13 protein-coding genes are annotated in these 13,198 nt (G+C 73.1%); 4 read left to right on the top strand and 9 right to left on the bottom strand.

Annotated elements, in window-relative coordinates; all coding sequences use genetic code 11:
- Positions 1-17 precede the first annotated feature (17 nt).
- Positions 18-149, bottom strand: a complete 132-nt coding sequence (locus tag CD790_RS36230) for a hypothetical protein (protein ID WP_260867904.1) — start codon at positions 147-149, stop codon at positions 18-20.
- An 844-nt stretch (positions 150-993) separates the two neighbouring features.
- On the opposite strand from CD790_RS36230, the gene CD790_RS27105 reads away from it, so the two are divergent.
- On the top strand, positions 994-1,866 hold the full coding sequence (locus CD790_RS27105) for a carbonic anhydrase (protein WP_260867905.1): 873 nt from the start codon (positions 994-996) through the stop codon (positions 1,864-1,866).
- A 102-nt stretch (positions 1,867-1,968) separates the two neighbouring features.
- On the opposite strand, the gene CD790_RS27110 is transcribed toward CD790_RS27105, so the two are convergent.
- Complete coding sequence (locus CD790_RS27110) at positions 1,969-3,249, bottom strand: YhgE/Pip family protein (protein WP_313956541.1); 1,281 nt, start codon at positions 3,247-3,249, stop codon at positions 1,969-1,971.
- A 165-nt stretch (positions 3,250-3,414) separates the two neighbouring features.
- On the opposite strand from CD790_RS27110, the gene CD790_RS27115 reads away from it, so the two are divergent.
- The gene (locus CD790_RS27115) at positions 3,415-4,077 is read left to right on the top strand and encodes a MerR family transcriptional regulator (protein WP_144385979.1); all 663 of its coding nucleotides are present in this window, start codon (positions 3,415-3,417) and stop codon (positions 4,075-4,077) included.
- Positions 4,078-4,193: 116 nt separating this feature from the next.
- On the opposite strand, the gene CD790_RS27120 is transcribed toward CD790_RS27115, so the two are convergent.
- Positions 4,194-5,024, bottom strand: coding sequence for a carbohydrate-binding protein (locus CD790_RS27120; protein WP_144385980.1), 831 nt, complete (start codon positions 5,022-5,024; stop codon positions 4,194-4,196).
- 42 nt (positions 5,025-5,066) lie between these two features.
- On the bottom strand, positions 5,067-5,993 hold the full coding sequence (locus CD790_RS27125; protein ID WP_144385981.1) for a helix-turn-helix domain-containing protein: 927 nt from the start codon (positions 5,991-5,993) through the stop codon (positions 5,067-5,069).
- Positions 5,994-6,285: 292 nt separating this feature from the next.
- Here CD790_RS27125 and CD790_RS27130 point away from each other — a divergent pair, with 292 nt between their 5' ends.
- A complete protein-coding gene (locus CD790_RS27130; protein WP_144385982.1) occupies positions 6,286-7,155 on the top strand; it encodes a class I SAM-dependent methyltransferase in 870 nt (289 codons plus the stop codon).
- Positions 7,156-7,219: 64 nt separating this feature from the next.
- Here the strand turns inward: CD790_RS27130 and CD790_RS27135 are convergent, their stop codons facing one another.
- The 3 genes from CD790_RS27135 to CD790_RS27145 all read right to left on the bottom strand — a co-directional run bounded on the left by CD790_RS27135 (position 7,220) and on the right by CD790_RS27145 (position 11,331).
- Positions 7,220-8,644: an NAD-dependent malic enzyme gene (locus CD790_RS27135; RefSeq protein WP_144385983.1), complete on the bottom strand. Its 1,425-nt coding sequence runs from the start codon at positions 8,642-8,644 to the stop codon at positions 7,220-7,222.
- A gap of 65 nt (positions 8,645-8,709) precedes the next feature.
- Positions 8,710-10,146: an aspartate ammonia-lyase gene (aspA, locus tag CD790_RS27140; RefSeq protein WP_144385984.1), complete on the bottom strand. Its 1,437-nt coding sequence runs from the start codon at positions 10,144-10,146 to the stop codon at positions 8,710-8,712.
- Positions 10,147-10,191: 45 nt separating this feature from the next.
- Positions 10,192-11,331 carry an asparaginase gene (locus CD790_RS27145; protein ID WP_260867906.1) on the bottom strand — a complete coding sequence of 380 codons (1,140 nt, stop codon included), beginning with the start codon at positions 11,329-11,331 and terminating at the stop codon, positions 10,192-10,194.
- Between the two features lie 115 nt (positions 11,332-11,446).
- Here CD790_RS27145 and CD790_RS27150 point away from each other — a divergent pair, with 115 nt between their 5' ends.
- Positions 11,447-11,902, top strand: a complete 456-nt coding sequence (locus CD790_RS27150; protein ID WP_144385985.1) for an Lrp/AsnC family transcriptional regulator — start codon at positions 11,447-11,449, stop codon at positions 11,900-11,902.
- Positions 11,903-11,947: 45 nt separating this feature from the next.
- Here CD790_RS27150 and CD790_RS27155 read toward each other — a convergent pair whose 3' ends face one another.
- Together CD790_RS27155 and CD790_RS27160 are read right to left on the bottom strand one after the other, a co-directional pair.
- Positions 11,948-12,352, bottom strand: coding sequence for a VOC family protein (locus CD790_RS27155; protein WP_144385986.1), 405 nt, complete (start codon positions 12,350-12,352; stop codon positions 11,948-11,950).
- Positions 12,353-12,439: 87 nt separating this feature from the next.
- On the bottom strand, positions 12,440-13,126 hold the full coding sequence (locus CD790_RS27160) for a hypothetical protein (protein ID WP_144385987.1): 687 nt from the start codon (positions 13,124-13,126) through the stop codon (positions 12,440-12,442).
- Between the last annotated feature and the right edge of the window lie 72 nt (positions 13,127-13,198).

Genomic DNA, 13,198 nt, shown 5'->3' on the forward strand with positions numbered 1-13,198 from the left:
TTGACCTCCCGGGGTCGTCAGCGGCCACGCCTGCCGCCGGAGCCGGCGCGCGAGCGGGGGCGGAGGATGGCGGCCGCCAGCACGGCGGGAACCGTGAGCAGCAGGGTGAAGGTGACCAGCGAGGTGCGGCGCTCCGGCCGTTTCGTCAACGGGCGGTGCTGGGCGCGCAGTTCGACCCGCGCGACGGTCGGCTTCGGCGACGGCGTCGGCCTGGGCTTCGGCGATGTCCTCGGGGGCGGCGCCGGCCGCGCCACCCGGGTGGGCGGCGGCTCCGGCGCGGGCCGGGTGATCGGCGGCGCGGGCGCCGGCGTGGGCCTCGGCGGCGTGGGGCTGGGTCGGGGCGGCAGCGGAGGCGTGGTGACCGGACTGGGCGTGGGCCGTGGGCTCGGCGTCGGCGAAGGGGTCGGTTTGGGGGTGGGCTTGGGGGTGGGGGACGGGCTGGGCGTGGGGGTCGGCGTCGGTGTCGGCGTGGGGCTCGGTGTCGGCGTCGGGCTCGGCGTCGGCGTGGGGGTCGGCGTGGGGGTGGGGCAACGGTGCATCCGGGCCACGGCCCCGCCGGGGCCGGCGGAGGCGGTCAGACACCACCCCGCCCCGCGCGTCGTGGCCACGGCCCCATCGTCGGCTGTGGCTATGGTCCCGGAGGACAGGGCCACGAAGGCCGCGGCCAGGGCTCCCGCCCGTCGGGCGCGCTTCCGTGTTTTCACGCGGAGATGGTGGACGAGCGGGGCCGCCCACCCGCCGCATCACCCCGATAATTAGCCCGATAGGGGGAGTTGGGGGCCGGATCTCCCGGGTCGGTGTTTAGACGTCGACCAGCCGGATGTCGGAGCGGAACTCAGGTGCGTCCCGTTGGCACGCTGTGGCCAGAGGCTCGCGCGAGGGTGGGTAACTCGCCGACGAACGTCGTGGTTTGTCCAAGTCTTGCTCAAGGGTGGGCCAAACGCGGGAGCAATCCGGAGAGCCCGAAGCCGGGCGCGCCTAACTTGTGCCGGTATGAGCGGTGATGCTGGTGGTCCCCGCGGGGTCGACGCATGGCTGCGCCGGCGCCAGGTGATGCGGGCCGGGGTCGGTGGCGCGGTCGCCCTGGGAACCGGGTCGAGGCGCGGAGCCTCGGCGGCGTCGAGCGGCGGCAACGGTGTCGTCGCGGCCGCCGACCCCCGCGGGGTGGCCGCCGCCCCTGGCGGCACGGGCCCGGACCCTGGCGGCACGGGCGCGGACCTCTGCGGGATCGCCGTCGACCCCCGCGGGACGGTCGTCGACGTCTGTGGGGTGGGCGCTCGGCCGGGGACTCCGGAGGCGGCGCTGCGGGCGCTGGCGGCGGGGAACCGGCGCTGGCGGACGTTCCGTGAGCGCCATCCCGACCAGGGCCGCGCCGTGCGGGAGTCGCTGGCCGGCGGGCAGCATCCCTTCGCCGTGGTGCTGGGGTGCGTCGACTCCCGCGTCCCTCCGGAGCTGGTGTTCGACCAGGGGCTGGGTGATCTGCTGACCGTGCGGTCGGCGGGCGAGGTCCTGGACGAGGCGGTCCTCGGGAGCATCGCGTACGGGGTTCTGGAGCTGGGGGTCCCGCTGGTCGTGGTGCTGGGGCACCAGTCCTGCGGGGCCGTCTCCGCGGCCGTCCGCGCCGACGAGGGCGGCTCGGAGCTGCCGGCCCATGTGCGGTATCTGACGGATCAGATCCGCCCGGTGATCGACCACACCCTCCAGGGCGATGCCCGGGTGGACGCGGCGATCACGGCGAACGTGCGGCGGGTGCGGTCGCGTCTGGCCTCGGAGTCGGATCTCGCCGCGAAGATCACGGCAGGGGTGCTGGACGTCGTGGGGGCCCGCTACGAGCTCACCAGTCAGCGGGTTCACCGGGTCCGCTGAGAAAAGCCACGACGGGCCTGCCCGTCCCACGAAGGGGACGGGCAGGCCCGTCTCCGGCCCTCTCCGGCGGCTCCTCGCGTGTGCGCGCCGGACGGGTCGGTCTCAGGCCGCCGCGGGCTCCGGCGCGGCTGCGGAGTCGGCGGGGCGGGGGATGCGGTGCAGGCCCTTGCGGTCGTAGAGGCGGGTGATGCCGAAGCCGAAGAGCAGGGCGGCGACCAGGGCGACGCCCATGGCGGTCCAGGCGCGGGCGAGGCCGGCGTCGGCCTGCGCGTCGAAGTAGAGGATGGAGCGCGCGCCGTCGGTGATCTGTCGCAGCGGCTCGAACTCCGCGAGGGTGCGGAAGAAGTCGGGCATCGCGTGGATCGGCACGGTCGCTCCGGAGGAGGGGACGGCCATGGCGACGAAGACGACGGTCGAGAGCAGGAGGCCGGGGGTGCCGAAGGCGGCGAGCAGCGCCAGGACGCCCACGCCGACGACCGCGATGGTGGCGACGGAGTAGAGCCACAGCAGCCCGCGGTGGGGGGCGTCCATGTCGAGGAGGCCGACCGTGGCGGCCTCGACCAGCGAGCCCATGAGCACGGAGAGCCCGAGCATGACGACGGTGTTGATGGCCAGCGTGCGCGCGCGACTGGTGTGCTGGACGGGCTTGCGCAGCCGGATGGGGCCGTAGTCGCTGTGCAGGTAGCCCAGCGCGGTGTCGACCTGGGAGTGGATCACGTTGGCGCCGAGCATGCCGCAGACGACCAGGACCAGCGCGTAGTAGAAGGCGCTCAGGCCCATGGCGCTGTGCGAGCCGAGCGGGTGGCCGACGGCCACCTTCACCGAGACGGGGTCGGCGAGCATCAGCTGGGCGGCCGGGGTGAGTCGGGCGCCCTGCTGGTCGGCCCGGCTGAGGAGGTCCTTGCCGATCTGGGCGGAGGCCGCGTGGGCGGCCTGCTGGGTCGCCTGGCTTGCCAGGGAGGAGCCGATGCTGCCGGCGGCCTGGTTGGTCAGCACGGTCAGGGTCGGCCGGGCGACCTGCTGCTTCTGCTGCGGGCCGGCGAGCCCCGTCACCGTGGCGGTGAAGTCCTTCGGCACGACGAGGGCGCCGTAGATCTTGCCCTGCCCCAGCCGCTTGTCGGCCTCCTGTCGGCTGAGCACCTGCCAGTCGATGCTGTCGCCGTCCGCGGCGGACTTCTCGATCCCGGAGACGACCTGGTCGCCGAGGTTGAGGTGCTTGCCCTTGACATCGGCGCCGCTGTCGCTGTTGACCAGCGCGATGGGCAGATCGCGCAGGTTGCCCTTCGGGTCGACGTTGCCGCCGACGTAGAGCAGGGCGAACACGGTGGAGACCACCGCGACGATCAGGCCAGCGCCGATCCACAGCCGTGGGCTGCGGAGCACGGAGGAAGGCTGAGGGGAAGGCATGGTGGCAGATTGCTCCAGTGCGATGACATTCCGTAACTAGATACTTAAGGTATCTAGCTGCTAGATAGTGACAGTATCGAGGTGGGGTGTCCAATCGCCTGCCGGCGGGTGCCCGGCCGCACCATCAGTCGAGGAAGTCATATGAAGATCTCGGAGCTCAGCCGCGTGACCGGCGTGCCGGTCGCCAGCATCAAGTACTTCCGGCGGCAGGGCCTGCTGCCCGCCGGTCGGGCGACCGCCGCGACGCTGGCCGAGTACGGGGAGGAGCACGTCCAGCGGCTGCGGCTCATCAAGGCGCTGACCACCCTCGGCGGGCTGTCCATCGCCGCCACCCGCGACGTGCTGACCGCCGTCGAGCAGTCCGACAGCACCGAGGGGGCCCTCGGGGCGATCAGCTATGCCCTGCCGGTGCCCGTCGCGGAGTCGCCGGCAGGGGAGGCCGACGGGGAGGCGGAGGCCGAGGCGGCCGCCGAGGCGGACGTGGCGGACCTGATCGAGGCCATGGGCTGGCAGGTGCCCAGCACCTCCCCGCACGTCCGCGGGCTGACGACGGCGCTGAAGGAGCTCAGGCGACTCAAGGCGGACTACCAGCTGGACCGGCTCCTGGCCTACGCGGAGCTGGCGGGCTCCACCGCCCGCCTGGACCTCCAGCGCGCCGCCGCCATCGACGATCCGGCGGCCCAGGCCGAGCGGGCGGTCATCGTCTTCGCCCTCTCCGCCCCCATGCTCGAGCTGCTGCGGCGGCTCGCTCAGGAGGACCAGGTCCGCCGCCTCGCCGCGGGCGGCGACCTCGAGACCGAATGACCCCGAGGTCTCCTTCTCGCGCGGCGACGACCGGAGGCGGCTCCGTCATGGGCCGGGCGGCGGACGGATGGCGCGGGATCCGGGACCGGCCCAGGGGTGGCCCGGGGGGCGGTCGCTCAGCCGGCCCGCCACAGGGCGGGGGCCGACGGAGGCTCCCAGCCGCGCTGGGCGGTGTGCGCCTGGAGGCACACATAGCCCGAGGAGCCGTGGGTGACCCGGTCCCCGGCCGCGTAGGCGGTGCCGACGGCCCATGTCCCGCCGGGCGGCGGGGTGGTCGCGGTGGCGGTCGGCGTGGGCGTCGGACCCGGACCCTGGGACACGTTCAGCACGAAGTCGAAGGCGGCCTCCTTGGCCCCGCCGGTGTCCCGCACGGACATGAGCAGCCGGGGGTCGAAGATCGGGTCGGTGTTGTTGCGGGGCTCTCCCGGGAAGTACAGCTGGGTCGTCAGCACCGGCCTGCCCGGTGCCTGAAGCTTGACGTGGAGGTGCCGGGTGCGGCCCGGGTAGAGGCCCGGCACGATCGTGGTGAGCGTGAACGCGCCGCGGGAGTCGGTGAACTGGTGGCCGCGGAGGCGGAACCCGGCGTTGTCGTAGGCGCCGTTGGTGTCGGCCTGCCAGAAGTCCAGCAGGACCCCGGAGACCGGGTGGCAGGCGAGCCCGAAGACATAGCCGCTGACGGTCAGTCGGACGCCGGGCAGGCCGGGCTCCAGCAGACTGCTCCGCCGGGGCGAGTTGGGCTTGAAGTACGGGCCCTCGGTCTGCGGCGGGGTCGGGTCGTCCCCGTCGTCGCACGGCGGGGTGAGCGCGGGGGGCTCGCCGCTCCCGGTGAGGGTGCGGGCGAGCGCCGGCACGCCCATGAGGGTCACGGGCACCGCCATGCCGACGGCTGCCGCGGCGCGCAGCACCGTCTTGCGGCTGACGTGGGCGGGTTTGGCCTCGCTGTCCATGCCTGCTCCTCGTGGGGGAGGTGAGGGGGGTCGGCAATGAACCTAGGCGGGCGTGTCCGCGGCTTCGATGGACGGGGCGCGGTGACCGTGGTGTTTTCGGAAGTCGCCCGGACTGGTCCCGGTCTCCCGGCGGAAGAAGCGGCAGAAGTAGGCGGGGTCGGCGAAGCCGGTCCGGGTGGCGACCTGACGCACCGACAACTCCGTGCTGATGAGGAGGCGTTGCGCCTCGCAGGCGCGGGCCTCCCGGAGCAGGCGGGCGGGGGTCCGTCCGGTGGCCGCCCGGACCGCCTCGGTGAGATATCCGGGAGTGACCCCCAGTCGCTCGGCGCACTCCCGCACGGACCACACCGCCGTCTCGGTGCGGGCGACCAGTCGGGCGAACTCCTCGGCGACGGCCCCCGGGCGGGTGGGCGGCGGCGCCGCGCCGGAGCCGCACAGCCGTGCCGTACGGACGACCAGGATGTGCAGCAGGGAGCGCAGCACGGTCTCGAAGCCCGCCGACCCCTGCCGGTACTCCTCGGTCAGTTCGGTCATCAGCCGCGCGGTCCGGGCGTGCGCGGACGCGTCGAGGCCGAGCCAGGGGCGCTCCCCGAGGCGGCGCAGCAGCGCCCGGTCGCCCGGGTGGTCCAGCAGGAAGTCCTCGGTGAACAGGACGACGGTGCCGTCCAGCTCACGGACGTCGGCCCAGTGGTGCACCTGCCCGGGCGGGATCACGCACAGGTGCGGCGGGCGCAGCTCCCAGCGGACCAGGTCCAGCACGTGCGTCCCCGTGCCGGCCGTGACATGGACGATCTCGTAGAAGGTGTGCCGGTGCGGGAAGGGCGCCCGGGACAGCGGGCCGATCGCGTCGAAGCTCCCCGCGGCGAACGGCACCGCGTCGGGCAGGGACACCTCCAGGCGGTGCAGGGGTGGTTCGCCGTCCCTGGGAGTGGCGCAGGGCGTCCCCGGTGTCACGGTGGTGTCGCGCATCGACCCTCCGGTGGCAGGTGCAGACCAATCGGGCGGCTCCACGATGGCACGGGCTCCGCCGCCGGGTCACCGGGGCAGGGACGTCCCGCCCAGCCGCCGGGTCTACGGTCCGGTCGCCGTGCGGCAGATGGATGCCTCGCCGTCAGCCCCTGACCCGCGCCGGGCAGGCTCCCGACCGGGAGCCACCCCCGCGACGCGCCCTGTCAAGCACCGTGGCGGACCCCGGCGGGCGCCCACTAGGCTTCCGGCGGCCAGGTACCGTCGACCGCGCGGCAGGAGACAAGGGGCGCCCATGACCTCGGAATCCAAGCGATCCATCCCGCCCACGGTCCGCGAGGTGTACGGGCCCGCCGACCTCAGCACGGTCCCCGCCTTCGCGGGCGGCTTCATCAACTTCGGCCACTGGGAGGGCATCGACCTCACCCGCCCGCTGACGGTGGCGGACCGCGTCCGGAGCCAACAGCAGCTGTACCGGCGCGTGCTGGAGGCGCTCACCCGTACGGAAGAGAGCGCGGGCCCCGCGCGGGCGCGGGGCAGCGTGCTGGAAGTGGGCTGCGGGCGGGGACTCGGCTGCGCCCTGGCCGTCGAGGAGTTCGCCTTCGACGAGGTCACCGGCATGGACATCCATCCGCAGCAGGTACGGCGGGCCACGGAGGAGAACCGCGGGCTGCTCGACGGCAGCCCGCGGCGGCTCCGCTTCCGCGAGGGCGCGGCCGAACACATGCCCTTCGAGGACGGACGGTTCGACGGTGTCTACAGCGTCGAGGCCGCCCAGCACTTCCGGGATCTCGCGGCCTTCGCGCGCGAGACCGGCCGGGTGCTGCGCCCGGGCGGCCGTCTGGCCCTCGCCGGATTCTTTCCGCCGGATGACCGCCCCGACGCCGAGGAGCGTCTGGCGGGGATACTGGACAGCTTCGCCAGCGGCCTGGACGTCGCGCATCCGCTCGACGCGCTGACCGACGCGTTGCGCGCGGCCGGACTCCGCGCCGTGCGGGTGGAGTCGATCGGGGCACAGGTATGGCCCGGCTGGGACCGCTGGCTGGACACGGCGGGCTACGCCGGGACCTGGTCGCGGAACTTCCTCACCGCCTACCGGGAGGGGCTGCTCGACTACTACCGGATCACCGCCGAGGCGCCGGCGGCACCGCCCGGGGACGCCTGAGACGGCGTCCCCCGGTGACCCGGCGGCCCGGCGGGGGACGCGCTTCGGCGGGCGTACGTACCGGCTACTCGGCCTGACGGAGCGCCAGAGCCGCACGCTTCACGGCCGCGGCGACGGACTCCGTGGCGCGCGGGTTGAAGACGGACGGGATGATGTAGTTCGCGTTGAGCTCCTCGTCGTGCACGACGTCGGCGAGCGCCCGCGCGGCGGCGAGCATCATCTCGGTGTTCACGGTGCGCGACTGGGCGTCCAGCAGGCCGCGGAAGACGCCCGGGAAGACCAGCACGTTGTTGATCTGGTTGGGGAAGTCGGAGCGGCCGGTGGCCACCACCGCGGCGGTCTGCCGGGCGAGGGCCGGCTCCACCTCGGGGTCGGGGTTGGCCAGTGCGAAGACGATCGCGTTCTCGGCCATCGCGGCGACGTCCTCGCCGCCCAGCACGTTGGGGGCGGAGACGCCGATGAACACGTCGGCCTCCCGCACCGCCTGCTTCAGGGTGCCGGTGACACCCTCGGGGTTGGTGTTGTCCGCGATCCAACGCAGCGATGCCATGTCAGAATGCGTGTCGGCGTCGACCAGGTCGGCGCGGCCGGCGTGGACCACGCCCTCGATGTCGGCGACCACGGCGTGCTTGACGCCGGCGGCGATCAGCAGCTTGAGGATCGCGGTGCCCGCGGCGCCGGCGCCGGACATGACCACCCGCACGTCCTCGATGGCCTTGCCGACCACCCGCAGCGCGTTGGTGAGCGCGGCGAGCACCACGATGGCGGTGCCGTGCTGGTCGTCGTGGAAGACCGGGATGTCCAGGGCCTCGCGCAGTCGGGCCTCGATCTCGAAGCAGCGCGGGGCGGAGATGTCCTCCAGGTTGATGCCGGCGAAGCCGGGGGCGATCGCCTTGACGATGGCGACGATTTCATCGGAGTCCTGGGTGTCCAGGCAGATCGGCCAGGCGTCGATGCCGGCGAAGCGCTTGAAGAGGGCGGCCTTGCCCTCCATGACGGGCAGGGCGGCCTTGGGGCCGATGTTGCCCAGGCCCAGCACGGCGGAGCCGTCGGTGACGACGGCGACGCTGTTGCGCTTGATGGTCAGGCGGCGGGCGTCCTCGGGGTTCTCCGCGATGGCCTGGCAGACCCGGGCGACACCGGGGGTGTAGACCATGGAGAGGTCGTCACGGTTGCGGATCGGGTGCTTGGAGGACATCTCGATCTTGCCGCCGAGGTGCATCAGGAAGGTGCGGTCGGAGACCTTGCCCAGCGAGACGCCCTCGATGCCGCGCAGCTTCTCGACGATCTCGTCGGCGTGCGCGGTGGAGGTCGCGGCGATGGTGACGTCGATCCGGAGCTTCTCGTGACCGGAGGCGGTCACGTCGAGGCCGATGACCGACCCGCCGGAGGACTCCACGGCCGTGGTCAGCTGGCTCACGGCGCTGCCACCGGCCGGCACCTCCAGTCGGACCGTCATCGAGTACGAGACGCTGGGCGCCGTTGCCATGGTGGTGTCGCTTCCTTCTCGTGTCACTGCTGTTGCTTCTGCGCGTACGGGTGTCACCGGGGCGGTCAGGCGTCGGCGGCCGCGGCGGCCCGGATGTGGGGGCGGGCGAGGTTGTCCGGGTGCAGGATCTCCCCGAGCTGCTCCGGGGTCAGCAGGCCCTTGGTCAGGACGAGGTCGTGCACCGCGGCGCCCGTGGTGAGCGCCTCCTGCGCGACGGCGGTGGCCTGCTCGTAGCCGATGTACGGGTTGAGGGCCGTGGCCAGGCCGATGGACTGGGCGACGAGGCGCGCCAGGTGCTCGCGGTTGGCGGTGATGCCGGTGACGCACCGCTCCGCCAGGGTCAGGCAGCCGGCCCGGAGGTGGAGGATGCTCTTGAGGAGGCTGTGGGCGATCACCGGCTCGAAGGCGTTGAGCTGCAACTGGCCGCCCTCGGCGGCGAAGGTGACCGTGACGTCGTTGCCGATGACCTCGAAGGCGATCTGGTTGACGACCTCCGGGATCACCGGGTTCACCTTGCCGGGCATGATGCTCGAACCGGCCTGGACGGGCGGCAGGTTGATCTCGGCGAGGCCGGCGCGCGGGCCGCAGGAGAGCAGGCGCAGGTCGTTGCAGGTCTTGGAGAGCTTCACGGCGACCCGCTTGAGCACGCCCGAGAGCTGCACGAACGCGCCCATGTCCTGCGTGGCCTCGACCAGGTCGCCGGCGACGGTGAACGGGATGCCGGTGATCGAGCCGAGGTGGCGGCAGGCGAGTTCCGGGTACGCGGGGTGGGCGTTGAGCCCGGTGCCGATGGCGGTGCCGCCGAGGTTGATCTCACTCAGCAGCGCGCACGCCTCGGTCAGCCGCGCCCGGTCCTCGTCCAGCATGACGGCGTAGGCGGCGAACTCCTGGCCCAGCGTCATGGGCACCGCGTCCTGCAACTGGGTGCGGCCCATCTTCAGGACGTCGGCGAACTCCTCCGCCTTGGCCGCGAACGCCTCACGCAGCACGTCCATGGCCTCCAGCAGGCGGGCGGCGGCGAGCCGCAGCGCCAGGCGGACGGCGGTCGGGTAGACGTCGTTGGTGCTCTGCCCGGCGTTGACGTCCTCCAGCGGGTGCAGGTGCCGGTACTCGCCCTTGGAGTGGCCGAGGAGCTCCAACGCGCGGTTCGCGATGACCTCGTTGGCGTTCATGTTGCTGGAGGTGCCGGCGCCGCCCTGGATGACGTCGACGACGAAGTGGTCGTGCCACCGCCCGTCGCGGATCTCCTCGCAGGCCCGCACGATCGCGTCCACCTTGCGGCCGTCGAGCAGGCCCAGGTCGCGGTTGGCGAGGGCGGCGGCCTGCTTCACGGAGGCGAGGGCGGTGACGAGGTCGGGGTAGGCGGAGATGGGCGTCCCGGTGATGGGGAAGTTCTCCACGGCGCGCAGGGTGTGGACGCCGTAGTACGCGGCGGCGGGGACGTCGCGGTCGCCGAGGAGGTCGTGTTCGGTGCGGGAGGGGCCGGGGACGGGAGCCGACATGGGGTATCCGATCGGGTGCGGTGGGGGAGCGGGGGAGGAAACGTTTCAGCCGGCGGCCGGCGCGCCGTCGGTCACGGCGGGGCCGTCGACGCCCACGGTCGGGGAGCCGTCGGCGAAGGCCGGGGCGCTGTCGGCGACGGCCGGGGTGCCGTCGGCGGCGGTCGAGGCGCCGACGGTGTGGCGCAGCGCGCGCGTCCGCCCGTCCGTGTCGTCCGCGTCTGGGGTGGCGAGCACGGCGGCGAGGACCGCGATCCGGGACTGGCCGGCGCGGAGGGTGCCGGTGAGCACGGCTCCGGCGGCGGCGAGGTCGACGGCGCCGCCCTGGGTGTAGATCTCGGCGACCGGTCCGGAGGGGACGCGGGTGGTGAGGGCGACGAGCACGCCCTTGGAGACCGCGGCGGCGACGGCGGCGGCCATCTCGGGGGTCGCGTTGCCCGCGCCGGTGGCGACCAGGACGATGCCCCGGGCCCCGGCCGCGACGGCGGCGTCGAACAGCACCGGGTCCGCGTCGCAGTGGTGGGTCACGATGTCCACCCGGGGGAGGGGCTCGCCGTCGGCCGGCAGGGGCAGCGGCGTCGGCCGTTCCGGCCGCCGGTGGACGAGGAGGCGACCGCCCTTGACGTCGGCGACCGGGCTGCCGGACGGGTCGGCGAACGCGTCGGCCGCCAGGGTCCGGACCTTCACGGTGCCCCGCGCCGCGTGCACCTGCCCGTCGAAGACCACCAGCACGCCCATGTCGCGCATCGAGGCGGTGCTCGCGGCCAGCAGCGCGTCGTGCAGGTTGCGCGGGCCGTCGCCGTTCGGCGCCTCGAGCGGGAGCTGGGCGCCGGTGAACACGACCGGGCGGGGGTCGTGGTGGTGGAGGTCGAGCAGGAAGGCCGACTCCTCCAGGGTGTCCGTGCCGTGCGTGACCACGATCCCGTCGACGTCGGGGTCGGCCAGCACCTCGTGCACCGTCCGCAGCAGGGCCAGCTGGTCGCGGGTGGTCAGCCGGGCGCTGTTCACGCTCATCAGGTCGACGACCCGTACCAGGACGCCCTCCGGCACCGCGGCGGTGGCGAGCACGTCGCCGCCCCGCGCGTCGGCGGCGAACCCCGACCCCTGCCAGCGGCTGGCTATCGTTCCACCCGTGCTGATGACGACGACCTGTCCCACGTCGGCCCGTCCCTCCTCGATCGAGATCATGACGGCCGTCCACGGGGGCGTGGCGGCCGGGCAGAGGGAGGATAGGACGAATCGCGCGCAATTGGATCGCTGATTTGAGCGCGCGATCCAGAGAAGTGTGGCGGATAATTGCGCGGTGGATTCCATCGACAAGAATATCTTGCGTGAGCTCCAGAGTGATGGCCGCCTGACCATCCAGGAGCTCGCCCAGCGCGTCGGTCTGACCCCCTCCCCCTGCATGCGCCGCGTCCGCCAGCTGGAGCAGGACGGCGTGATCCAGGGCTACCGGGCGATCATCAACCCCGAGGCCGTCGGCCGGAGCTTCGAGGTCCTCGTCTCCATCGAGGTCAAGCGCGACCGCGAGGCGGTGGAGGCGTTCGAAGCGGCCCTCCAGGACATCCCCGACGTCATCGAGGCATACCGCCTCTTCGGCAGCCCCGGCTGCCTGCTCCGCATCGCGGTCGCCGACATCACCGCCTACGAGCAACTGTGGATCGAGCGACTCACCACACTGGCGGGCATCACCGAGGTGAACTCGCAGATCATCATGAAGCGCGTCAAGGAGCCGAAGGGCCTCCCGGTCGGGCCGTGAACCAGGAGGCCGCCCGTGGCCGCGACCGGGACGGTCGCCGGCCGGCTACCCGTCGAGCTCGGTGAAGAGCGTCAGCTGAAGCGCGCCCGGTGCCTCGAGACGGGAGTTCAACGAGTTCCACGGGGTGACCGTCGGCTCGGCGATCACCTCGGCCCCCGCGGCGGCCAGCTTCTCCGTGGTGGCGGCGGAGTCGTCCACCTGGAAGGCGACCCGTATGTGGCCGGCCGCTCGCCGCCCGACCTCGACCTCGTCGATGAAGGCGGCATGGTGGGGGTCGGTCAGCTCCAGGGTGGCCCGGCCGGCATCGAGGATGGTGACCCGCCCGCCGGGGGAGGCGAACGCGCCGCGTTCGGTCAGCCCGAGGACGTCGCGGTAGAAGTGCAGCGCCTCGTCGTAGTCGGCCGCCGTGACCACCAGGCGGAGTTCGCGGACGGCGGGTTCGTCGGACATGTCAGCTCCTTGGAAGATCTCGCGTGCCGACACCTCAACCCCGTGATCGTCCGGACGATTCCCCTCCGGACGGCCCCTGGCCACCCGTCAGTCCACCCGCGTGTCCCAGGCGTTGCCCAGCCAGCTGTCGTGGCTGGTGAGCAGGGCGACCAGGGAGGCGGTGACCCGCGGATCCCACCAGTCGGCCAGGGCCTCCAGCCCGAAGTCGCCGAATCCGTTCGCCCAGTCCAGCACCGTCTCCCCCTCGATCCGCCACTTCGTGCGGCGCGGGGTGCGCGCGACATCGCCGCCGCCGAGGATGCTGGCGATCACGATGGCCAGCTGGATGGGCGAGATCAGCCACCACAGGGCCCACCACACCGGGTGGCCCTTCCGACCGACGGCCGGCTGCCTCCCGGTCTGCCGCACGGTCCAGCGGGTGCGTACCGCCCCGCCCCGCGCGGCCGGATCGCGCTGGATGACCGCCAGCGACTCGCCCGCCGCGCCCAGCACCTCGAACACCGCCGACTGCCCCTTGGCCGCCGACCTGGTGACGACCTGGGCGTACACCTGGTGGCGGTACGGGTCGGCCCACAGCACCAGATGACGCGCGCCCTGCTTGCGTGCCGCCTGGTACTCCTTCAGGCCCCCGCCGGCCGGGAGGTGCCGCTCAGGGAAGGCGACGGTGCGGTGGGCGGCTCGCTGCTCCTCGGCGAGGCCCTCGGCGATCCGTATCTCGCGAAAGACCCGGCCGTCCTCCGGCTTGCTCCACTTCGACCTCCCACCGGTGGACACGCTCGGATCGTGCAGCCACAGAATCCTCCCCAACGCCCATCTCTCCCATCGTGATCTCGTACGCGGGGGCGG

This window comes from Streptomyces sp. SAJ15 (genome assembly GCF_007595705.1).
Taxonomy (GTDB): Bacteria; Actinomycetota; Actinomycetes; order Streptomycetales; family Streptomycetaceae; genus Streptomyces.